This window comes from Pseudomonas mucoides, assembly GCF_015461845.1.
GTDB lineage: Bacteria > Pseudomonadota > Gammaproteobacteria > Pseudomonadales > Pseudomonadaceae > Aquipseudomonas > Aquipseudomonas mucoides.
Window position 1 is genome coordinate 1,722,663 of the sequence record NZ_JACOPW010000001.1, and the last position, 22,339, is coordinate 1,745,001.

Here is a 22,339-nt window from a genome sequence, read left to right on the forward strand (position 1 = left end):
CCGCCTTCGCGAGCAGGCTCGCTCCCACAGTGGAAATTTGGTGCTCGCAAAATGGGGTTACTGCTCCAGCTTCTGCGGGGTTTCCTGCCCCATGCAACGCACCGCTTTTTTCTTGCTGTCGACCAGCACACCGGTCAGGCCTTTTTGCTCGGTATCAAACAGCACCAGCACGCCATCAATGCACTGCGCCACTTGCGCGGCAGGCTCCAGGGAGACTTTGTAGTCCTCGCCCGGCATGGTCTTGAGCATGGTGAATTCGTTGAGCAGCAACGCGTCCTCAGGCTTGGCGAAATGCAGGTAACCGTAGTACCACAAGGCACCCACGGTGCCGAGGATGCTGCAGATACCGGTGATGATCAGCGGGATGGCGTTACGTTCTTCACTCATTGCGGGCTCTCTGGTGGTTCATCTTCTGAATTCGGGGGTGCCGGGTAATTGGGGATTTCACCCAGGCGGCGCAGGCCGTTGAAATGCTGCGGGTCGTCGAGATAACGCAGCATGACTTTTCGCCAGACCGGGTCGGCGAACGTCTGCACATGACCGCCTCGGGTCAGTTGCAGCACACGCGGCGGCGGCGCAGCTTGATACAGACGGATGCCGTTGGAAAGGGGCACGATTGGATCGTCGATGCTGTGATAGAGCAGTTTCGGCACGCTTTTGAGCTGCGGCATCGAGTAGATCGCGCTTTCATCGTCCGGCACCAGCCAGGACAACGGCACCTGGAACGGCCAGGTCAGCCATGAAGTGCTCAAGGCAAATTGGCCGACGCTGCGATAGCTGGCCGGTGCTCCGTCGAGGACCAGGGCCGTGAGCTGTTTCTCACGTTCGGGGTGTTGAACCAGGTAGTGCACGGCCATCGAGCCGCCGAGGCTTTGGCCAAGCAGGATCAGCGGTTTGCCTTTGACTTCGGGGGCCTGGTCGAGCCATTTGAACGCGGCGTCGATGTCCTGGTAAATCGCCGGCAGGCTCGGTTTCCCTTCGGATAAACCGTAGCCGCGATAGTCGATCAGCAGCACTTGATAACCTGCCTTGGGCAGCCACCAGCTCCCACCCAGATGCATCGGCAAGTTGCCGCCATTGCCATGCAGGTGCAGCACCGTGCCTTTGACGTCGACACCCTTTTTGGCCGGCAACCACCAGGCGTTGAGCTTGAGACCGTCGGCAGTGACGAGGGTGACTTCGCGGTATTCGAGATGAGCTTTTTCCGGGGTGAACAACTGGCCGGGCTCGGGGTAGAACAGCAGGGAGCTGCAACCGCTCAAGGTCAGAAGCAGGCAAACCATGCCGAGGAATCTCATCCGTTGAAACCTCGCAAAATTCAGAATTGAAAATACACATCCCCTTGTAGGAGTGAACCTGTTCGCGATAGCGGTGTGTCAGCCAACATCAATGTTGAATGTTGAATGTTGAATGTTGAAACGCAATCGCGAGCAGGCTCACGCCTACAGGGGTATTCGGGATCGTTAGAGGATGTTGGAGTAATCCGCTTCAATCCGGTCCAGGCTCAAATGGTTAAGGAAGTTGGAGAAGCACATCCACGCCGACAGCGCGTTCAGGTCGCGGAACTGATCCGGCAAATACTTCGGCGGCACCACCAACCCTTCATCAACCAACTGGCGCAGCGTGCGCATGTCTTCCAGCGTGGTCTTGCCGCAAAACAGCAGCGGGATCTGCTCAAGCTTGCCTTTACGCACGGCCAACTGAATGTAGTTGTAAACCATGATGAAGCCCTTGAGGTAGGACAAGTCTTTGGTAAATGGCAGACCGTCGGGCACCGAACCACGGAATACCCGGCTGGCGTTGCCGTAGCTTTCCGCCATTTCGAAGCCTTGCTCGCGGAAGAACTCGTAGATCTGCAGGAAGTCCGCGCCCTCCTCCACCATGTGAATGGCGCGGGTACGGTTGGTGAGTTTGCGCAGGCGACTCGGGTAGGACGCGAAGGTGATGATTTCCATCAGGATCGCCAAACCTTCCTGGGTCACCGTCGACGACGGCGGGCCCTTGGACAGGAAGGTGCAGATCGGCTGGTTCAACCCGTTGAGCGTGGTGCCGACATGCACCAGCCCTTCGTGGACTTCCAGGGCGCGCACGTCACGGTCGTTGAACATCGCATCGGCGCGGATCTTGATGTAGTCCGCACCGGCCGCCGCATCGGCGACGATCCCGTCGGACTCGAACACCCGAATGGTTTCCTCGGCTTCGCCAAAGACCTTGTTCAAGCGGGTTTGCAGCAGGTGCACGGCTTCCTTGGCCGTAAGGATTTTTGGCTCATCCTTGAGATCGCCACGGCCGTCGATGTTGTTCAGGTAATCGGAAAGCATCAGCCCCAGATCGGCCAGAGTCGGGTCACCGGCGTGGAACGCGTCGGACGCAGCACCGTACAGTTCCTGGGAAATCAGGCCAAAATCCTCGGTGCCGCGCGCTTCCAGCATGCGCACCACCATCCGGTATTCCTTGCACATGCGGCGCATGATCTGGCCGACCGGGTTGAACTGGCCGAGCTGGCGGGTAATGTCGCGCTCGATGTTCTGGAACTCCAGTTTCACTTTGCTGGAGTCGAACGTCAGTGGCCGATTGAGGTAGTAATCGCGGTCCACCGCCGGCATTTCCTTGCCCTTGGCCTTGAGGAATCCCTTGCGGATGCTGTCGTCCCACTTGACCGCATCGAGGACGCGAATCGGCGTCTGCGCCAGCACAATGCGATCGGACAAAATGCGTATCGTCTGCTGGTAATCGTCCACCCGAAACTCCTGTAGAAAAACCGTTATGTGCTGAGTCTATTTGCTGTTGGCCAGGCGTTGATAGCGCACCGCTTCGACGAAGACATCGGAATTGGCCGGATCGTCGAGGTAACTGAAGACCTGATCCAGTGCGTTGTCGACCAATACGCCGTCGCCGTCGTCGGTCTGAAAACCTTCGCCGCTCAAGACTTTTTGTCCGAGTGCCTGGTTGATCTGCTCGAGGTCGAGGTTGTAGACCACCAATTCATGTTTGTCCGTGAGTTCGAAACCGGCAATGGTGAAATGGCCGCCGTATTTGGCTGGCACTTTCGCCGACAGGTACCAGCGGCTGCCATGGCGCGAGACGGTGAAGGGATAGGCTTCGCGTTCGCCGGGTTTGGCCTTGAAGTAGCTGACCGCCTGATAACGATGGTCACCGATGCGCGTCAGTTCCAGGTTCATCGGCTCGCCCCAGGCGTTAGTGCTGGTCCATTTGCCGAGCAAACCTTTGGGCGCGGGGTCGCTCGCGGGCAGCGGTTCCTTGAAGGTCACCAGACAGCCACTGAGCAGCAGGAACGACAAGGCGATCACGATGACGCGCCAGGCTTTCATTCAACACTCCCTATGAACACGCAGTCCTGTAGCAGCTGCCGAAGGCTGCGTTCGGCTGCGAAGCAGTCGTAAACTCTGAATCCCGAATCAACCTGAAGGAACACGGTGGCAGGTTTTACGACGACTTCGTCGCCGAACGCAGCCTTCGCCAGCGGCTACGGGGACCGTGCTCAACTCACACCGACGCGAGTACCAAGTGCATGTAGCGATTGAGGATACCGAGCATTTCTTCTTCACCCACAGGCTCGGCGTCGTTGAGCAGGCCCTGATATTCCATCCGTCCGATAATCGCCGTCAACACTTTGGCATCCTCTCGTGGCTCACGCGAACCCAACACCTCGAAAAGCTGGCAGGTGCCCTGGAGGAGAATCTGCTGATGCGAGCGCACCAATTCCGCCAGGCGCGGGTTCAACAAGGCCTCCTGACGGAACGCCTGTTCAGCCATCAAGTGTTCGCGACGGTTGATCAATTGCCGGTGAACATAGTCCGTCATCAACCGTGCAATGTCGTCCGCCAGCTGGGAGCGCGCCTCGGGGCTGCCGTCGCCGCTGATCACCATCTCGCGCAGCAAGCCCTCATTGTTCACCCACAACTTGGCCATGAACGCCGCGCTGCGCTCCACGTATTGGGCAAAGGTATCGGTGAGCAAGTCATCGATGTCCTTGAAATAGTAGGTGGTGGCCGACAACGGCACACCGGCCTCGGCCGCCACTGCGCGGTGGCGCACGGCCCGCACGCCATCGCGCACGACAATGCGCATCGCCGCATCGAGAATGTCCTGTCGACGCTGCTCGCTGCCCTGTCGGCTGGCCTTGCGGCCCTGGTACTGAACACTTTCAGCGACCGCAGTGGCGATACCCGCTGCACCTTCTTGAGCCATTGCACGATTCACGACAGGTCTTTCCTCTCAGATGAAAGCAATAAATTGATACGTTTGTACCAGACAGGCAATAAAAAGCCGCCTGAAAAGGCGGCTTTTTAATTGAAACACTTACGCTTGCGGCCGCATGTGCGGGAACAGGATCACGTCGCGGATCGACGGGGAGTTGGTCAGCAGCATCACCAGACGGTCGATACCGATACCTTCACCCGCCGTTGGCGGCATGCCGTACTCCAGCGCGCGAACGAAGTCGGCGTCGTAGTGCATGGCTTCGTCGTCGCCCGCGTCCTTGTCGGCGACCTGCGCCATGAAGCGCTCGGCCTGGTCTTCCGCGTCGTTCAACTCGGAGTAGGCGTTGGCGATTTCACGGCCGCCGATGAACAGTTCGAAACGGTCGGTGACGTTCGGGTTGTCATCGTTGCGACGGGCCAGTGGCGACACTTCGAACGGGTACTGGGTAATGAAGTGCGGCTGTTCCAGCTTGTGCTCGACCAGCTCTTCGAAAATCATCACTTGCAGCTTGCCCAGACCTTCGAAGCCCAGCACCTTGGCGCCGGCCTTCTTGGCGATGGCACGCGCCTTGTCGATGTCATTCAGATCGTCAGCGGTCAGCTCAGGGTTGTACTTGAGGATCGAATCGAACACCGACAGACGTACGAACGGTTCGCCGAAGTGGAACACCTTGTCGCCGTAAGGCACGTCGGTGCTGCCCAGAACCAGCTGCGCCAGTTCGCGGAACAGTTCTTCGGTCAGGTCCATGTTGTCTTCGTAGTCGGCGTACGCCTGGTAGAACTCCAACATGGTGAATTCAGGGTTGTGACGAGTCGAAACGCCCTCGTTACGGAAGTTGCGGTTGATCTCGAACACTTTCTCGAAACCGCCGACAACGAGGCGCTTGAGGTACAACTCAGGCGCGATACGCAGGAACATTTCCATGTCCAGCGCGTTGTGGTGAGTCTCGAACGGCTTGGCTGCTGCGCCACCCGGGATGGTTTGCAGCATCGGCGTTTCGACTTCGAGGAAGTCACGCTGCATCAGGAAGCTGCGGATGTGCGCGATCACTTGCGAACGAACGCGGAAGGTCTGGCGCACTTCTTCGTTGACGATCAGGTCAACGTAACGCTGACGGTAGCGCTGTTCGGTGTCGGTCAGGCCGTGGTGCTTGTCCGGCAGCGGGCGCAGCGACTTGGTCAGCAGGCGCACGCTGGTCATTTCAACGTACAGGTCGCCCTTGCCCGAACGGGCCAGGGTGCCTTCGGCAGCAATGATGTCGCCCATGTCCCAGGTTTTCACCGCGGCCAGGGTGTCTTCGGACAGGGTTTTACGGTTGACGTAGACCTGGATGCGACCGGTCATGTCCTGGATCACCATGAACGAGCCACGGTTGAGCATGATGCGACCGGCAACCTTGACCGGGATTGCAGCCTCTGCCAGCTCTTCCTTGGTCTTGTCCGCGTACTGTTTCTGCAAGTCATTGCAGTAGTTGTCGCGGCGGAAGTCGTTCGGGAAGGCATTGCCCTTGGCGCGCTCGGCAGCAAGCTTTTCCTTGCGCAGGGCGATCAGGGAGTTTTCTTCCTGTTGCAGGGCTTGCGGGTCGAGTTCTAGGTCGCTCATGTCTTTAAAAATTCCATCACAGGTTCGTTGCCCCCACCGGTGGCAGGGGACTTGAGGTCTTGACTGGTGGTTTACAGGCCTTGTTTCAGGCTGGCCACCAGGTATTCGTCGATGTCGCCGTCGAGCACCTTGTCGCAGTCGCTGCGTTCGATGTTAGTGCGCAAATCCTTGATTCGCGACGCATCGAGTACATACGAGCGGATCTGGTGACCCCAGCCGATGTCGGACTTGGTGTCTTCCAGGGCCTGGGACGCGGCGTTGCGTTTCTGCACTTCCTGCTCGTACAAGCGCGCCCGCAACATTTTCATCGCGGTGTCTTTGTTGGCGTGCTGGGAGCGTTCGTTCTGGCAGCTGACCACGGTGTTGGTCGGTACGTGAGTAATACGTACGGCCGAGTCGGTGGTGTTTACGTGCTGACCACCGGCACCGGAGGAGCGGTAGGTGTCGATGCGCAGGTCCGACGGGTTGATGTCGATTTCGATGTTGTCATCGATTTCCGGCGACACGAACACGGCCGAGAACGAGGTGTGGCGGCGGTTGCCGGAGTCGAACGGGCTCTTGCGCACCAGACGGTGCACGCCGATCTCGGTCCGCAACCAGCCAAAGGCGTATTCGCCCTTGATGTGCACGGTCGCGCCCTTGATCCCGGCGACTTCACCGGCGGACAGTTCCATGATGGTCGCGTCGAAACCGCGTTTGTCAGCCCAGCGCAGGTACATGCGCAGCAGGATGTTGGCCCAGTCCTGGGCCTCGGTGCCACCGGAGCCGGCCTGGATGTCCAGGTAGGCGTTGTTGGCATCCATTTCACCGCTGAACATGCGACGGAATTCGAGTTTTTCCAGCGACTCGCGCAGGCGCTCGACTTCGGCGGCGACGTCATCGACAGCGGCCTGGTCTTCTTCTTCGGCGGACATCAGCAGCAGGTCTTTGGCGTCGGCCAGGCCGGAGTGCATTTCGTCGAGGGTTTCGACGATCTGCGCCAGCAGGGACCGCTCGCGGCCCAGTTCCTGAGCGTACGTCGGGTTGTTCCAGACAGACGGATCTTCAAGCTCGCGATTGACTTCAGTCAGACGCTCATGCTTTTGATCGTAGTCAAAGATACCCCCGAATAGTTTCGGAGCGCTCGGACAGGTCCTTGATACTGTTAAGGATCGGGTTGATTTCCATGGCGGGCAGCACTCGTTGGCGAACTTTTGAAAGCCGGCGAGTATAACGTAAACAGGCCTCCACGGCAGCCCGCCTGGCGGCTTTAGGCGCGAATGACTCAAACATTCCTGTAGCAGCGGTCGAGCCCCGCGAGGCCGCGTCCGAGGACGAAGTCCTCGCCAATCCTGCGCACACGGTTTGTCTGGAGGACCGCGCTGTACGGTTTTACGGCGGCTTCGCCGCCGGACGCAGCCTAGTAGGCTCGACAGCGGCTACAGGTCGTGCATTACCTCACTCGATTCCGACCTGATTGCGCCCATTGTTCTTCGCCAGGTACAGCCCCTTGTCCGCCGCCGAGATCAATTGCCGACAATCGCTGCCCGGTTGCGGGACCATGGTGGACAGGCCAATGCTGATGGTCAGGCTGGAGCCTTCGGTCGGCGAAAGGTGCGGAATCTTCAGTGCAGCCACAGTTTGGCGGAGTTTTTCCGCCACCAGGCGTGCACCGCCTGGCGTGGTGTTGGGCAGTACCAACGCAAACTCCTCGCCACCGTAACGGGCCGGCAGGTCAGACGGACGAGCGCTGGCGTCGCGGATCGCCGCCGCGACCTTGCGCAAGGCTTCGTCGCCTTCCAGATGCCCGAAGCTGTCGTTGTAGGACTTGAAGTAATCCACATCGATCATCAGCAGCGACAGTTGGCTCTGGTCACGCAGCGAACGGCGCCACTCCAGCTCCAGGTACTCATCGAAATGCCGGCGGTTCGACAGCCCGGTCAGGCCATCGGAATTCATCAGCCGCTGCAGCACCAGATTGGTGTCGAGCAGTTGCTGCTGGCTGACCCGCAACGCACGGTACGCCGCGTCACGCTGCAACAGCGTCATGTAGGAGCGCGAGTGATAGCGGATTCGTGCCACCAGCTCGATGTTGTCCGGCAGCTTGACCAGATAATCATTGGCCCCGGCGGCAAACGCCGCGCTCTTGACCAGCGGGTCTTCCTTGGTCGACAGAACAATGATCGGAATGTCCTTGGTCGCCGGATGATTACGGTACTCGCGCACCAGGCTCAAGCCGTCCAGACCCGGCATCACCAGATCCTGAAGAATCACCGTCGGCTTGATGCGGATCGCCTGCGCGATGGCCTGATGCGGGTCTGCGCAGAAGTGGAAGTCAATATTGTCTTCGTTCGACAACCCGCGACGCACCGCTTCGCCGATCATTGCCTGATCGTCCACCAACAACACCATGGCGGCGTTTTCGTCGGTTTTGAAGCCGTCGAGCTGTAAGTCATTCATGTGCGGTCACCTGAGTACTTCTTGGGCCAGGATTGCTGCTAATGGCGGTCATTTGGCGAATATCTCCAGCAATCGTGGCGCTATCTTGTCCAGTGGGCGAATCTCCATGGCGGCGTCGATGGCCGCGGCCGCTTTGGGCATTCCGTATACCGCACTGCTTTTCTGGTCCTGAGCGATGGTCAGGTAACCTTGTTGGCGCATGAGTTTAAGCCCCTGCGCGCCATCACGTCCCATACCCGTCAACAAAATCCCTACGGCGTCTCCGCTCCAGTAATTGGCCACACTCTCGAAAAACACATCGATCGAGGGCCGGTAGATTTCGTTGACCGGTTCGGCGGTGTAGGCCAGCGTGCCGTTTTTCAACAATCGAATATGGTGGTTGGTGCCGGCCAGCAACACGGTTCCGGCCTGAGGCGCTTCGCCCTCGACCGCCAGGCGCACATTCAAGCCACTGGCGCTGCCGAGCCATTCAGCCATGCCGGCGGCGAACACCTGATCGACATGCTGCACCAGCACGATGGCCGCCGAAAAATCTCGCGGCAAGCCCTTGAGCAGAATTTCCAGCGCGGCCGGTCCGCCGGCGGATGAGCCGATGGCAATCAGGCGCTGGCGCGACCCAGCACTGCGCAACGGGCTCGGCACAGTTCGCTCGCGGTTACCCCGCTCGCCGATCAACCAGCCAATGTTCATGATCTTGCGCAACAACGGCGCCGCCGCTTCCTGGGCATTACCGGCGCCGAGCGCCGGGGTATCGACCACGTCCAGGGCGCCATGGCCCATGGCCTCGAACACCCGGTGTACGTTCTGCTGGCGATCGACGGTAACGATCACAATGGCACACGGCGTTTCGGCCATGATCCGCCGGGTGGCCTCGACCCCGTCCATCACCGGCATGATCAAATCCATCAGGATCAGGTCCGGTGTCTGCTCGGCACACTTTTGCACCGCTTCCTTGCCATCACTGGCGACCCAGATGACCTGGTGCGCCGGCTCAAACGCCAGGGCGCGGCGCAAGGCCTCCACCGCCATGGGCATGTCATTGACGATTGCGATTTTCATGCCCGTGCTCCACCGATGAGCTCAGCCACCGCATCAAGCAGGGCATCGTCATGAAAACTGGCTTTGGCTAGATAATAGTCGGCCCCGGCGTCCAGTCCACGACGGCGATCCTCTTCACGATCCTTGTACGACACCACCATCACCGGCAGCGATTGCAGGCGGTTGTCGCGGCGCAACAATGACACCAATTCGATGCCATCCATGCGCGGCATATCAATGTCGGTGATCAGCAGATCGAAATCCTCCGAACGCAGGGCGTTCCAGCCATCCATACCATCAACGGCCACCGCCACCTCGTAGCCGCGATTGAGCAGCAGTTTGCGTTGTAACTCGCGAACCGTCAGTGAGTCGTCGACCACCAGAATCCGCTTGCGCGCCGCCTCGACCGCTTGATTGCTGTGGCGGGCAATGCGTTCCAGGCGCCCGGTATCGAGCAACTTATCAACCGAGCGCAGCATGTCTTCGACGTCGACGATCAGCACCACCGAACCGTCGTCGAGCAACGCCCCGGCGGAGATGTCCTGCACCTTGCCCAGTCGCTCGTCCAGCGGCAATACCACTAACGTCCTCTCGCCGATAAAACGCTCGACCGCTACGCCGTAAATCGCTTCGCGCTCGCGGATGACCACGACCTTGAGGGTTTGCTGACTGTTCGGGTTGATCGGGCGCTGCAACAGTTGACTGGCCGCCACCAACCCGACATGCCGCCCTTCGTGCCAGAAGTGCTGCCGGCCTTCGACCTGCACAATGTCTTCCGGCTCGAGGTCGCACATGCGTTCGATGTGGGCTAGCGGAAACGCATAAGCCTCGCCTCCGACCTCCACCACCAGGCTGCGGACCACCGACAACGTCAGCGGCACTTCGAGGTGGAAACGACTGCCCTCGCCCGCCGTCTGCTCCAGCACCACCGCACCGCGCAACTGGCGGACCATGTGCTGCACCGCATCCAGTCCCACGCCGCGCCCGGACACTTCGGTCACCGTGTCGCGCAGACTGAAACCGGGCAAGAATAAAAACGTCAGCAGCTCTTCTTCACTGAGTTGAGCGGCGGTTTGCGCTGGGGATAACTGCCGCTCGATGACCGCGCGACGGACCTTTTCCAGATCAACACCATGGCCGTCATCACTCAATTCCAACACCAGCAGTCCGGCTTGATGGGAGGCGCGCAGACGAATCACACCTTCCGCCGGTTTACCGGCCAGCAGCCGCTGTTCCGGGGACTCGATGCCGTGATCCACAGCATTGCGCAGCAAGTGCGTCAGTGGCGCTTCGAGTTTTTCCAGGACGTCGCGGTCGACCTGGGTTTTCTCGCCCTCGATCTCCAGACGAACCTGTTTGCCCAGGTCCCGGCCCAAATCGCGAACCATGCGTACCTGCCCGGTCAACACATCGGCAAATGGGCGCATGCGACAGGCCAGCGCCGTGTCGTACAACACCTGTGCGCGTTGACTGGCCTGCCAGGCAAATTCATCCAGCTCGGCGTTTTTCTCGTTCAGCAGTTGCTGGGATTCCGCCAGCAACCGCCGTGCATCTGCGAGTGCTTCCTGGGCTTCCAGACTCAAGGCGTGATCCTTGAGATGGACGTTGAGGTTTTCCAGGGCCCGCAGACCGTTATTCTGCATGCGCTTGAGGCGCTGCATAGTCGCCAGGTGCGGCTTGAGGCGCTGGGTTTCCACCAGGGATTTGCTCGACAGGTCGAGCAGGCTGTTCAAGCGTTCGGCCGTCACGCGCAGCACGCGCTCACCGTTTTCGGTGGTGCGCTTGGTCTTTTGGGGAGCATCAACTGGCGCGGCAGGCGGCGGCTCAACCACCGGCACCGGCAGCTCGACGCGTGGTTGTTCGGATTGACGCCCGGCGATCAGCGGCGCGGCGTGCGCCAGCGGATCGAGTAACTGCGTCATCAACCCCACATACGTTTCGATATCCGATGGCGTCACGCTGTTGTTGGGTGTGGCGATGCGCATCAGCAGGTCGGTGCCTTGCAACAACGCATCAATGTGCTCGGGACTCAGGTACAGGCGCCCTTCCTGAGCACTGACCAGACAGTCTTCCATCACATGGGCAACGTTGACCCCGGCGTCGACACCAACGATCCGCGCCGCACCCTTGAGCGAATGCGCCGCGCGCATGCAGGATTCGAGTTGATCGGCCTGGGTCGGATTGCGCTCCAATGCCAGCAGGCCTGCGCTCAGGACCTGGGTCTGGGCTTCGGCTTCCAGGCTGAACAGCTCCAGCAACGAGGCGTCGCGCATTTGCTCGGGGGTCATGCGAGGCTCCGGGTCACAGCAGACAGCAATTGTTCTTCATCCAGCCAACGCAAGCTACGACCTTTGAAGGGCAACACGCCGCGGGTGTACTTGCCGCTCGCCTGAGTGCCGGATTGTGAGACAGTCTCGAGAATGCGCTCGTCGATGGCATGAATCCCGTCGACCTCGTCCACCGGCACTACCACCGGCCCGCCATGGGCGGCGATGATCAACATGCGCGGCATGACCCTCGCGCTGGAAGCCACGTTGTGGGTGGCGTCGAGCCCGAGCAATTCCACCAGCGACAGGCACGCGACCAATGCGCCGCGCACATTCGCCACGCCGAGCAAGGCCCGGGAACGCTGATGCGGCAAGGAATGAATGGCTTGCAACGGCGCCACTTCCATAAGGCTGCGAGTGGCCAGCGCCAGCCATTCTTCGCCGAGTCGAAACATCAGCAGCGATCGGGTTTTTATGTCCGATTCGACCGTCGCCGAGTGTTGCACGCGGTCGTCCTGCTGCAACGCATAGCGATCAAGCAAACGCGTGGCGGCGGCGGAGTACACCGCGCAGTTGCGGCAGTGAATGTGTTCGGCCAACAGCGGGCAGGACTTGTCACCGTGAATACCGATGCGGTTCCAGCAATCGTCAATGGCTTGGGCATCTTCATGGGTGACGTTCAAGGTGTCGGAGGCGCTCATCGTTTACGCTCACTGTCGGCGCGCCCGCTGCGGGCGGCGCGGTCCTGCAATCGTCTGGCACCCGCCGCATCGCCCTGGGATTGCAGCAAGGCTGCCAGGTGCATCAACGCGTCGGGATGTTGCGGTTCAAGGTACAACGCCTTGCGATAAAAACCTTGGGCTTCGAGGGCATTGCCACTGACATCGCTGAGCAGTCCCAGCCAGTAAAACACCTGGGCGACCGGTTCGTGACTGCGTAAATACTGTTCGCACGCGATGCGCGCTTCAACACTTTTGCCTTCGTTGGCCAGCACGGCGATGTTCGCGAGCAACGCGGTGGCGTCCGAGGCTTTCGCCGTGACCGGGGGCGGAGTGAGGGTGGCGAACGGTCGATTGCGCACCGGTGGCGGAGGCACGCTGCGCGCTGATTGTCGCACCGGCAACGGGGCCGGCACGAACAGGGGAAACGGTTCTGGCTCCGGCACACGCTGACGGCTGAACGCAAACGACTGCGCAATGCCAATCGAACGCATGCCAAAACGCCCGAGCAAACCGCCCTCGGCCGGGCCGATAAACAGCACGCCGTCGACATGGGTCAGGCGCTTGAGCACCTCGAATACCTGCTGCTGAGTCGGCTGGTCGAAATAGATCAGCAAGTTGCGGCAGAACACAAAGTCATACGGCGGCTCGCTGGCCAGCAACGCCGGATCGAGCAGGTTGCCGACCTGCAAGCGCACCTGCTCAAGCACGCGATCACTGAGGCGATAGACGTCGCGTTCGGCGCTGAAATGCCGGTCACGAAAGGCAATGTCCTGACCGCGAAACGAGTTTTTGCCGTACAACGCACGCCGGGCTTTTTCCACCGACAGCGGGCTGACGTCCATACCTTCCACCTTGAACTGATGGGGCTTGAGTCCGGCATCGAGCAAGGCCATGGCGATGGAATAGGGTTCTTCGCCGGTTGAGCACGGCAGGCTGAGAATCCGCAGCGCGCGCATATTGTTGATCTCGGCCAGGCGTTTGCTGGCCAGTTTCGCCAGCGTCGCGAACGATTCCGGGTAACGAAAAAACCAGGTCTCGGGCACGATCACCGCTTCGATCAGCGCCTGCTGTTCATCCTGCGACCCTTGCAGCGTGTGCCAATACTCGTCAGCCGTCAGCGCACGGGAGGCAATGCTGCGCTGACGCACTGCGCGCTCAATGATCGCCGGGCCGACCGACGTCACGTCGAGGCCGATACGCTCCTTGAGGAAATCGAAAAATCGTTGATCGCTGCTCATGGCCGCTCCTCAAGCAGCGCCGGATCGAGAGGCGGCGACGGGAACAACAGCGCGCGAACTTGATCATCGAGTAAATCGGCAACCCGCACCCATTGCAGCAAACCTTGCGCATCTTCGCGTACCGGCCCGAGGTAAGGCGCCTGGCGATTGTCCAGGCCATAGGGCTTGAAGTCCGCCGGGTTGCAACGCAGCGTGTCAGTCGCCTGCTCCAGAATCAGCCCCAGCCATTGCGTCGGGGTTGATTCATGTGGGCGGTAATTGACCAGCACCAGCCGCGTGCTGGTGCGGGCCTGCGCCGGTTGCCCGAACGTCAGCGCACTGAGGTCGATCACCGGCACCACCGCGCCACGATAGGCAAACACCCCGGCGACCCAATGCGGTGCCTGGGCAATCGGTTTCAACGGCAGTCGCGGCAGCACTTCCGCCACTTCGATGGCCTGCAAGGCAAAGCGCTCGCTGCCGATGCGAAACACCAGGTACAACGATTGCTTGACCGGCACTCCGGCGCCGCGTTTAGCCGCGAGTTCGCTCATCAGACTTTGAATCGCGAAACGCCGCTGCGCAGGCCGACGGCCACCTGGCTCAGTTCGTCGATGGCAAAACTGGCCTGGCGCAACGACTCGACAGTCTGGCTGCTGGCATCACCCAACTGCACCAGCGCGTGGTTGATCTGTTCGGCGCCGGTGGCCTGGGCCTGCATGCCTTCGTTGACCATCAACACCCGCGGCGCCAGCGCCTGAACCTGGTGGATGATCTGCGACAGCTGCTCGCCGACCTGCTGCACTTCGGACATGCCACGGCGCACTTCTTCGGAGAATTTATCCATGCCCATGACCCCGGCTGATACCGCCGACTGGATCTCGCGCACCATTTGCTCGATGTCGTAAGTGGCCACGGCAGTCTGGTCCGCCAGACGCCGCACTTCAGTGGCTACCACGGCAAAACCGCGCCCGTATTCACCGGCCTTCTCGGCCTCGATGGCGGCGTTCAGCGACAACAGGTTGGTCTGGTCGGCAACTTTGACGATGGTCACCACCACCTGATTAATGTTGCCGGCCTTCTCGTTGAGGATCGCCAGTTTGGCGTTGACCAGATCGGCCGCGCCCATCACCGAGTGCATGGTGTCCTCCATGCGCGCCAGGCCTTGCTGCCCGGAACCGGCAAGCACCGAGGCCTGGTCGGCCGCGGTGGACACTTCGGTCATGGTGCGCACCAGATCACGGGAGGTCGCGGCGATTTCACGGGAGGTCGCGCCGATTTCCGTGGTGGTGGCGGCGGTTTCGGTGGCGGTGGCTTGTTGCTGCTTGGACGTGGCGGCGATCTCGGTGACCGAGGTGGTGACTTGTACCGATGAGCGCTGGGCCTGAGACACCAGCGACGTCAGCTCGGTCATCATGTCGTTGAAGCCGGTTTCCACCGCGCCGAATTCGTCCTTGCGCTCCAGGTTCAAACGACCGCTGAGGTCACCGGTGCGCATGATTTCGAGGATTTCCACGATCCGGTTCATCGGCGCCATGATCGCGCGCATCAGCAACAAACCGCAGAAACCGGCAGCCAATACCGCCACCAGCAGGGAAATACCCATGCTGATTTTTGCCTCAAGCACGGCATCGTCGATGGCGGCTATGTCGTTATCGGCCACGGTTTTGTTTTCGCGGATGATGTCATTGAGTTTCATCCGGCCGGCGGTCCACGCTGGGGTCAGCTGTTCGTTGAACAGCTTGATGGCGTCGGCTTCCTGATTGTTCTTATGCAGGTCGAGCACCTTCATCAGGATCTTCTGAAAATCCTCATGCAGTTTTTCGAAGGCCGCGATTTCGACCTTGTCCTCTTCCGTTGTGACCGTGGCACGGTAGTTATTGATCTGCTCCACCAGTCGCGCCTCGAACGCCTGGAAATCGGCGGCGTCCTCGGCACTGATGCCCTGACCTTCCTTGAGGCCGAGCATTTCCTGGGTCCGAAGGAAACTGTCGACCCAGGCGCTGCGAATCATCGAGCTGAAATACACCCCCGGCAACGCGTCATCGCGAACGCTTTGTTCACTGGCTTCGATCTTCAACAGCCGCGAATACGAGACGACCACCATCAACAGCATGATGGCGATGATCACCGCAAAACTCGCCAAGATGCGTTGGCGCAACGTCCAGTTCTTCACAGTCAGTCCTCGGGGGTCGTTCAAGTGCTGCGGAGTATAGCCGAGGGTGTTTCATTTATAAGACTAGGGACGCCAATTCTCGCCCTGGGTGGAGACCGTGGGATGACTGTGGGATCGGGAGAGGGTGTCGGTGGAGGATCGGAAGAAATGGGTCGTGGATGCGCCTGAGGGTGATGGGGTGAGGCTGAAGGCGTCTTCACGGGCAAGCACGGCTCCCACATTGAACCAAGTTGTCCGAATGGACGCGGTCCAATGCAAAAGCGCGCCTGCTCGCAAAGAGCGATGGCGGGGTTTAAGCGACTGATCAGTTCCCAAGAATAGACAATCAGCCATCTTATTAATGTGCGCGTACTTGCCTACAGGGTTACTAGACCTGAATAGCCGTGATAGATGTTTTGGATTTATAGGCAATATAGAGGCGGGAACCATCAGGACTACACCCTAGGGCACAGGGATCACCCTGGACCGGGAACGTCTTGACCTCCTTAAGGCTTAAGGAATCGAGAACCGTTACGGTTCCTTCACTGGCAAAAAAGAGTAGCCGCCCATCCGGACTCAAGGTAATCAGGCCCGGTTTCAAAACGTCGACCGACTGGATAGTGAGCAATGTTTCGGGGTTAATAACTCTGATCCTTGGGGAAGACCTATCATCGGCGTAAAGACGTTTACCGTCCGGACTTATTGCAATTGTATTTGCGTTCCAGCCTTGCGAGACGACTTTGACTAACGTGTCATTACTTGTATCAATGCTATATAGAGACCCACCAGCGAAAGTAAATATACGTCGACCGTCGGAACTCAGAATAATTGGACCACTGCTGCTCGGGCCTGGAATATCCTTTTCACGCTTAAACACGATATCGGTCTTTCTCAACCCTTGTTGACTTGTCACATAGGCATGAGCACCCTCCCGATCAAAGACACATCCCCCCGAGTTATAAGTATTCGTTGGAATCAGCACCTGCGTTCCAGTCGACAAATCATAAACTGTACGACTATAGCTGTGAGTGCTGCTTATAAAGACCTGATTGCTATCAAGTCCGATCGCAAAGTTAAAGGCGTTCAAACGCGCCACAGACTTGTCGGACATCTGCAAGGTCTCTGCATCGATAATTGCCAAACTGCCATTATCATTAGCGGGTTTCATCACGCATATCTTGGTCCCATCCGGGCTTACCATAAGCGTATGGTACCCATGACCAATATAAGTGTGTGGAACAAAGCCAAGATCTACTTCTCCAATCGCCCCTCTGGCCGTCACATTTAACTTCGCAATCACAGTTTTACCATTATATTCAGCCGTGATTGTGTAATTGGTGGCTGGCGCATCCGGCCCAGTCACCCCCCGGATGACCAACTCACCAAGTAAACTCGTCTTAAACTCACGCCGCCCTGTCGTGCCGTCCGAGTATCTGAAAATGCCCGGAATAGTCACATGCACCGACGCCTCTCTGATGAAATTGCCCGTTTCGTCAACCAGTTTCAACGATATGTCGGTCAGGCGACCCAAGGGCGCAACGCGATAAGGTGCATTAATGAACTCCAGGATGGCTTTCATCCCGGCGGTGACTAGCGTGTAGTAGGTCAGCGTGAACGTCCTGATCGTGTCTACGTTTTCATTGGGGTAGAAGTCCACGCGCAGCCGCGCCCTCAACTGATGACCCGGCTTGAACAGCTCCAGCTCTTTACGTGGCACCACACCGTTTAGCCCGTTGTGGACCTCTTCCGGCGTCAAGGTTTTTCCCACAGCAATGGGGACAGTCTTGGGGTTGTCATCCATGCCAGTGCCCAAGACATGCAGCCAGTATTTTTGCCCCACTCCAATAAATGGCCAAGGTGCGCAGACGATCTTTGCATCGCCTGTAAACGCCCGCAGATCCACAGCGTTCGTCCCATAAGCCTCAACAATTTCCGGCTTGGGAAAATTCGTATCCGTCACATTGACGCTTTCGATTATAAGGGTCAGCGGCTCGGACCCGGTCTCCACGCCACCACTCAACAGAGTCCACGTGAACACCACCTCCCGGCCTGCGTTCGCCAGAATGAACGCCGGGGTCAGCTGGAAATTGGCGCGGAAGTTGGCATTGAACGCCACAAAGTTGAATACCGGTGTTCCTGCTCCCGCAGCTCCGCCCTTCACCACCAGTTTGGCTCTATCGCCGGGTTTGAAGCCTTTGGTCCAATCCACCCGGACCACGAAACCCGCGGTGTGCTTGCCGGGAAAGATCACATTGCCTGCCAGCGCTGGCACAAAAGGCGCAGGTGGGAGTTCAACTTTGGGCGTCAGGTCGACCTTGATCGAGAGGGCCGGCGATGGCAGTGAGTTTTGGGTACTGTTTCCCAGTTGGTCCTTGACCGTATAAAAAATCTTGAAGGTCAGGCTGTTGCCGCCGCCAATGAAAGCGGCTTTAGGCAGCAAGATGTCGAACCCGCCACCGATATCGCCCGCCGTCACAATGTGATTGAACGGAAATCCGTTGCAGTTTACGGTCACCACGTCGTGCAATTTGGCAAACGCGTAAGAGACGGTAAGCGGGACGCCTCGCTCGGCCGCTACCAGGTCGACACCGCTTTGTTTGACGTCCTCAGGCAGATCAATATCCAGCCCTTCGTGTATGTCTTGGTCGTCGACTATCGGGTCCAGACCACCTGGGCGGTCCCTGCTGTACAGCACCCACAGATTGGGCGACGGCTCATCGCTGCCACCGATACGCTTGGCTACATAATTGAAATATTGCAGGCCATTGCGAAGCAGAGCCCTGGACACTTCGAACGTGGTGCGTTTTGTGACCGGATCGACCGTCACAGGGGCGTCGATGGGCGTGACACTGCCGTTGAGATGGAGTACCACAGAATCCGCCCCCGGAGATGGCGGATCCACAACCACTTTCAGATGCCCGCCCCCTGTAAGCCTCAAAGGAACCCCTAACAGCGGCACTCCTGCAGTGGGGTCTTCGCTTTTGACGTCCGGCGTTGCATCGACAATGTAAGGGGGTGACAGCGCCAGGGTCTTGGAATCATTTGAAAGATCGGTCATCACACACGCTCCTTGTCGCGCCGCGAGAGAGCGGCGTAGGTAGCGGTATCAAATGCCTTAAATGATTTTCCAGCTACTGTCAGAATTAACAGGTACGTGGTGTTTTAAGACGAGCGGCACTGACTGAGTTATTCGTCTCATCCCCCCCACAAGCGATAAAACCCGCCCCACTTTTGCAAGAGCGGCGGATTATGAATAGGTAGTAGAGGCCGTTTCGAGAACCTTCGTCGGCTACATCGATGCCTGTCTCACCTGCCTCTCCAACTCCGCCTTCAACCCCGGTTCCAGCTTCAATTGCCGCGCCAACTCATCGAGGTAGGATTTCTCCATGAAGTTCTGCTCATCCACCAGCATCACGCTGGCGATATACATTTCGGCGGCCATTTCCGGGGTGCACGCAGCACGGGCGACGTCGGACGGGTCGAGCGGCTTGTTCAGTTCGGCGTGCAGCCAGTGCTGCAATTCTTGATCGTTGTCGAGTTTGGTGAATTCGCCTTCAATCAACGCACGTTCGCGCTCATCGATGTGGCCGTCGGCTTTGGCGGCGGCCACCAAGGCTTTGAGAATCGCCTGGCTGTGTAACTCGACCTGCGCCGCAGGCAAGCGGTCCAGGGTTTGCGGTTCGCTCTGCGAGGCAGTGCCTTGTTGGGCCTGCCAGTTGCCGAACGCCTTGTAGGCAATCACACCCAGTGCGGCGAGGCCACCATAGGTCAGCACCTTGCCGCCAACACGGCGGCCCGTTTTGCTGCCGAGCAACAGCCCCATGGCACCCGCCGCTATCGCACCGCCGCTGGCGCCCGAGAGCAAACCACCGAGCCCACCGCTGGACGCCTTGTTCTGATTGCCTCCAGCCTTGTTCTTCACCAGATCCTGACCGGACTTGAGCAGTTGATCGAGCAAACCACGGGTATTCATTTTGCCGTCTCCACGAAAGGGGTAACCAGCCACCAGCCTAGATCGAAAGTGGCCGCCCCCTGCCGGCGAGAGTGCTTCCAGATGTTGCTCATATCCTGTAACGCCCACAGGCCCATCGATTAAAACGATATACACTCAAGCAAATCTATAAAAACCGTCCACCGGGTACTTTCCCCATGATGACCCTGCGTCAGATTCGTCATTTTATCGCCGTGGCCGAGACCGGTTCGATCTCTGCCGCCGCGCAAACCGCGTTCATTTCCCAATCGACCTTGACCCTGGCGATTCAGCAACTGGAAGAAGAGATTGGCGTCGGCCTGTTCAACCGACACGCCAAGGGCATGAGCCTGACTCACCAGGGCCATCAGTTTCTGCGCCAGGCGCACCTGATTCTCGCCACCGTCGATAACGCCAAACGCAGCCTGCAACAGAGCACCGACCAGGTGGCCGGCCAGTTGATCATTGGCGTAACCAGCCTCGTGGCCGGTTACTACCTGGCGGATTTGCTCACCCGCTTTCAGCGCGCCTACCCCAACGTCGAGATCCGGGTGATGGAGGATGAACGCCCCTACATCGAGCATTTGCTGGTCAGCGGCGAGATCGACGTTGGTGTGCTGATCCTCTCCAACCTCGAAGACCGTCACGCCCTGCAAACCGAAGTCCTGACGCATTCGCCCCACCGTTTATGGCTGCCGGCGCAGCATCCATTGCTCGAACACGACAGCATCAACCTCGCCGACGTGGCGCGCGAACCGCTGATTCAACTGAACGTCGATGAAATGGACCGCAACGCCCAGCGCATGTGGTCCGCCGCTTCCCTGCAACCGCGCATCACCCTGAGAACCGCGTCAACGGAAGCCGTGCGAAGCCTGGTGGCCGCCGGTTTGGGCGTGTCGATCCAGCCTGACATGACCTATCGACCGTGGTCGCTGGAGGGCGACATCATTGAAGCGCGGCCGATTGCCGACTTGAGTCAGACCCTTGACGTCGGCCTGGCTTGGCGCCGCGGCACTGCGCGTCCGGCGCTGGTCGATCCTTTCCTGACCGTCGCCCGCGAGCAACCCCACGGCGGACGCAAGCCATCTATTTAATCGAACGCCACCTTCAGTATTTAGTATTTGTCGACCTCGGGTCCGCGCACTAGTCTTGCTGCATCTATATAAGACGGCCGGGCCCCAGTCACAGGGAGCAGCATGGCCACACAAGAAAAGAGAACCCGAAAAATGGCTGGCGCGCAGACCCCGTTGTTCACCGCGTTGTTGATCGATGGCGAATTGGTCGCAGGTCAGGGTTTTGTCGAACCGATCCTCAACCCCGCCACCGGGGAAGTGCTGACCCACATCGCCGAAGCCAGCACCGAGCAAGTCGAAGCCGCGATTCTCGCCGCGCATAACGCCTTTGCCAGTTGGTCGAGGACCACCCCGCAGCAACGCTCGAACCTGTTGCTGGACATCGCCAACGCCATCGAAAAACAAGCCGACCTCCTCGCCCGTCTCGAATCCCTGAACTGCGGCAAGCCGTTGCACCTGGCCCGCCAGGACGATTTGAGCGCGACGGTGGATGTGTTCCGCTTCTTTGCCGGTGCCGTGCGCTGCCAGACCGGCCAGCTCAGCGGCGAATACTTGCCGGGCTACACCAGCATGGTCCGTCGCGATCCTATCGGGGTCGTCGCGTCCATCGCGCCCTGGAACTACCCGATCATGATGGCCGCGTGGAAAATCGCCCCGGCCCTCGCCGCCGGCAACACGCTGGTGTTCAAACCGTCCGAACACACGCCGCTGTCGATCCTGGCCCTGGCCCCGGCACTGGCAGAAATCCTGCCGCGCGGCGTGATCAACATCGTCTGCGGCGGCGGTGAAGGCGTCGGCAGCCATTTGGTCAGCCACCCGAAAATCCGCATGGTGTCGCTGACCGGCGATATCGTCACCGGGCAAAAAATCCTCCAGGCCGCTGCCAAGACGTTGAAACGCACGCACCTTGAACTCGGTGGCAAAGCGCCGGTGATCGTCTGCAACGATGCGGACATTCAAGCGGTGGTCGAAGGCGTGCGCACTTACGGTTACTACAACGCCGGTCAGGATTGCACCGCCGCGTGCCGGATTTATGCACAAGCCGGGATTCATGACCGGTTGGTGGCCGAGCTCGGCGCGGCGGTCAGCAGCCTGCGCTTTGCCGGTAAACGCGACGCCGACAATGAAATCGGCCCGCTGATCAGCACCCGCCAGCGCGACCGCGTGGCCAGTTTCGTCGAACGCGCCCTCGGCCAGCCGCATATCGAACGGGTGACCGGCGCGGCAGTGCACTCCGGCGCTGGCTTCTACTACCAACCGACACTGCTGGCCGGCTGCAAGCAGAGCGATGAGATCGTCCAGCGCGAAGTGTTCGGGCCGGTGGTCACTGTGACCCGTTTCGATGGGCTCGAACAAGCGGTGGACTGGGCCAACGACTCGGAATACGGCCTCGCCTCCTCGGTCTGGACCCAGAACCTCGACAAGGCGATGCAGGTCGCGGCGCGTTTGCAGTACGGCTGCACGTGGATCAACAGCCATTTCATGCTGGTCAGCGAAATGCCCCATGGCGGCTTGAAGCGTTCGGGCTACGGCAAAGACTTATCCAGCGATTCGCTCCAGGACTACAGCGTGGTGCGCCACATCATGGCGCGCCACGGACAGCATCTCTGACTACGCTAATAACAAGCCGCT

General features: G+C 59.4%; 18 protein-coding genes. 2 read left to right on the forward strand and 16 right to left on the reverse strand.

Features of this window, described 5'->3' with window-relative positions:
- Positions 1–57 precede the first annotated feature (57 nt).
- The 16 genes from H8F22_RS08100 to H8F22_RS08175 all read right to left on the reverse strand — a co-directional run bounded on the left by H8F22_RS08100 (position 58) and on the right by H8F22_RS08175 (position 19,637).
- Positions 58–387: a hypothetical protein gene (locus H8F22_RS08100; protein WP_027924944.1), complete on the reverse strand. Its 330-nt coding sequence runs from the start codon at positions 385–387 to the stop codon at positions 58–60.
- Positions 384–1,298 (reverse strand): alpha/beta hydrolase, encoded by a 915-nt coding sequence (locus H8F22_RS08105; RefSeq protein ID WP_027924943.1) that lies wholly within the window; start codon positions 1,296–1,298, stop codon positions 384–386. The genes H8F22_RS08100 and H8F22_RS08105 overlap by 4 nt, the downstream gene beginning before the upstream one ends.
- A 165-nt stretch (positions 1,299–1,463) precedes the next feature.
- Entirely contained in the window at positions 1,464–2,741 is a 1,278-nt protein-coding gene (locus H8F22_RS08110) for a flavohemoglobin expression-modulating QEGLA motif protein (protein ID WP_027924942.1), read from the reverse strand.
- Between the two features lie 36 nt (positions 2,742–2,777).
- Positions 2,778–3,332 (reverse strand): hypothetical protein, encoded by a 555-nt coding sequence (locus H8F22_RS08115; protein ID WP_027924941.1) that lies wholly within the window; start codon positions 3,330–3,332, stop codon positions 2,778–2,780.
- 175 nt (positions 3,333–3,507) lie between these two features.
- A complete protein-coding gene (locus tag H8F22_RS08120; RefSeq protein WP_027924940.1) occupies positions 3,508–4,224 on the reverse strand; it encodes a TetR/AcrR family transcriptional regulator in 717 nt (238 codons plus the stop codon).
- Between the two features lie 99 nt (positions 4,225–4,323).
- Positions 4,324–5,826: a lysine--tRNA ligase gene (lysS, locus tag H8F22_RS08125; protein WP_027924939.1), complete on the reverse strand. Its 1,503-nt coding sequence runs from the start codon at positions 5,824–5,826 to the stop codon at positions 4,324–4,326.
- 71 nt (positions 5,827–5,897) lie between these two features.
- Positions 5,898–6,993, reverse strand: a protein-coding gene (gene prfB, locus H8F22_RS08130; protein WP_155953740.1) for a peptide chain release factor 2 whose coding sequence is annotated in 2 segments (ribosomal slippage) — positions 5,898–6,920 and positions 6,922–6,993 — 1,095 coding nt in all. Because the reading frame shifts where the segments join, the coding sequence is not laid out codon by codon here.
- A gap of 270 nt (positions 6,994–7,263) precedes the next feature.
- A complete protein-coding gene (locus H8F22_RS08135) occupies positions 7,264–8,265 on the reverse strand; it encodes a response regulator (RefSeq protein ID WP_027924937.1) in 1,002 nt (333 codons plus the stop codon).
- A gap of 48 nt (positions 8,266–8,313) precedes the next feature.
- On the reverse strand, positions 8,314–9,324 hold the full coding sequence (gene cheB / locus H8F22_RS08140; RefSeq protein ID WP_027924936.1) for a chemotaxis response regulator protein-glutamate methylesterase: 1,011 nt from the start codon (positions 9,322–9,324) through the stop codon (positions 8,314–8,316).
- Positions 9,321–11,591: a hybrid sensor histidine kinase/response regulator gene (locus H8F22_RS08145; RefSeq protein ID WP_194939939.1), complete on the reverse strand. Its 2,271-nt coding sequence runs from the start codon at positions 11,589–11,591 to the stop codon at positions 9,321–9,323. The genes cheB and H8F22_RS08145 overlap by 4 nt, the downstream gene beginning before the upstream one ends.
- Entirely contained in the window at positions 11,588–12,271 is a 684-nt protein-coding gene (locus H8F22_RS08150) for a chemotaxis protein CheW (protein ID WP_027924934.1), read from the reverse strand. Before H8F22_RS08150 ends, H8F22_RS08145 begins: the two co-directional genes overlap by 4 nt.
- Entirely contained in the window at positions 12,268–13,530 is a 1,263-nt protein-coding gene (locus H8F22_RS08155; protein WP_027924933.1) for a CheR family methyltransferase, read from the reverse strand. The genes H8F22_RS08150 and H8F22_RS08155 overlap by 4 nt, the downstream gene beginning before the upstream one ends.
- Positions 13,527–14,063 carry a chemotaxis protein CheW gene (locus H8F22_RS08160; protein ID WP_027924932.1) on the reverse strand — a complete coding sequence of 179 codons (537 nt, stop codon included), beginning with the start codon at positions 14,061–14,063 and terminating at the stop codon, positions 13,527–13,529. Before H8F22_RS08160 ends, H8F22_RS08155 begins: the two co-directional genes overlap by 4 nt.
- Entirely contained in the window at positions 14,063–15,685 is a 1,623-nt protein-coding gene (locus H8F22_RS08165; RefSeq protein WP_027924931.1) for a methyl-accepting chemotaxis protein, read from the reverse strand. Before H8F22_RS08165 ends, H8F22_RS08160 begins: the two co-directional genes overlap by 1 nt.
- A 367-nt stretch (positions 15,686–16,052) precedes the next feature.
- The gene (locus H8F22_RS08170) at positions 16,053–18,722 is read right to left on the reverse strand and encodes a YncE family protein (RefSeq protein WP_194939940.1); all 2,670 of its coding nucleotides are present in this window, start codon (positions 18,720–18,722) and stop codon (positions 16,053–16,055) included.
- A 231-nt stretch (positions 18,723–18,953) separates the two neighbouring features.
- A complete protein-coding gene (locus H8F22_RS08175; protein WP_027924929.1) occupies positions 18,954–19,637 on the reverse strand; it encodes a tellurite resistance TerB family protein in 684 nt (227 codons plus the stop codon).
- 176 nt (positions 19,638–19,813) lie between these two features.
- On the opposite strand from H8F22_RS08175, the gene H8F22_RS08180 reads away from it, so the two are divergent.
- Together H8F22_RS08180 and H8F22_RS08185 are read left to right on the forward strand one after the other, a co-directional pair.
- Complete coding sequence (locus H8F22_RS08180) at positions 19,814–20,728, forward strand: LysR family transcriptional regulator (RefSeq protein ID WP_027924928.1); 915 nt, start codon at positions 19,814–19,816, stop codon at positions 20,726–20,728.
- A 102-nt stretch (positions 20,729–20,830) separates the two neighbouring features.
- Positions 20,831–22,318, forward strand: a complete 1,488-nt coding sequence (locus H8F22_RS08185) for a gamma-aminobutyraldehyde dehydrogenase (protein WP_081743987.1) — start codon at positions 20,831–20,833, stop codon at positions 22,316–22,318.
- Positions 22,319–22,339: the final 21 nt, after the last annotated feature.

Excerpts from the sequence above, each read along its gene's own strand:
- H8F22_RS08155 (WP_027924933.1), bottom strand. The coding sequence starts at position 13,530 with ATGAGCAGCGATCAACGATTTTTCGATTTCCTCAAGGAGCGTATCGGC.
- H8F22_RS08185 (WP_081743987.1), top strand. The coding sequence starts at position 20,831 with ATGGCCACACAAGAAAAGAGAACCCGAAAAATGGCTGGCGCGCAGACC.
- H8F22_RS08100 (WP_027924944.1), bottom strand. The coding sequence starts at position 387 with ATGAGTGAAGAACGTAACGCCATCCCGCTGATCATCACCGGTATCTGC.
- H8F22_RS08135 (WP_027924937.1), bottom strand. The coding sequence starts at position 8,265 with ATGAATGACTTACAGCTCGACGGCTTCAAAACCGACGAAAACGCCGCC.
- H8F22_RS08150 (WP_027924934.1), bottom strand. The coding sequence starts at position 12,271 with ATGAGCGCCTCCGACACCTTGAACGTCACCCATGAAGATGCCCAAGCC.
- cheB (WP_027924936.1), bottom strand. The coding sequence starts at position 9,324 with ATGAAAATCGCAATCGTCAATGACATGCCCATGGCGGTGGAGGCCTTG.
- H8F22_RS08145 (WP_194939939.1), bottom strand. The coding sequence starts at position 11,591 with ATGACCCCCGAGCAAATGCGCGACGCCTCGTTGCTGGAGCTGTTCAGC.
- H8F22_RS08175 (WP_027924929.1), bottom strand. The coding sequence starts at position 19,637 with ATGAATACCCGTGGTTTGCTCGATCAACTGCTCAAGTCCGGTCAGGAT.
- H8F22_RS08170 (WP_194939940.1), bottom strand. The coding sequence starts at position 18,722 with ATGACCGATCTTTCAAATGATTCCAAGACCCTGGCGCTGTCACCCCCT.
- H8F22_RS08115 (WP_027924941.1), bottom strand. The coding sequence starts at position 3,332 with ATGAAAGCCTGGCGCGTCATCGTGATCGCCTTGTCGTTCCTGCTGCTC.
- lysS (WP_027924939.1), bottom strand. The coding sequence starts at position 5,826 with ATGAGCGACCTAGAACTCGACCCGCAAGCCCTGCAACAGGAAGAAAAC.
- H8F22_RS08180 (WP_027924928.1), top strand. The coding sequence starts at position 19,814 with ATGATGACCCTGCGTCAGATTCGTCATTTTATCGCCGTGGCCGAGACC.
- H8F22_RS08105 (WP_027924943.1), bottom strand. The coding sequence starts at position 1,298 with ATGAGATTCCTCGGCATGGTTTGCCTGCTTCTGACCTTGAGCGGTTGC.
- H8F22_RS08160 (WP_027924932.1), bottom strand. The coding sequence starts at position 14,063 with ATGAGCGAACTCGCGGCTAAACGCGGCGCCGGAGTGCCGGTCAAGCAA.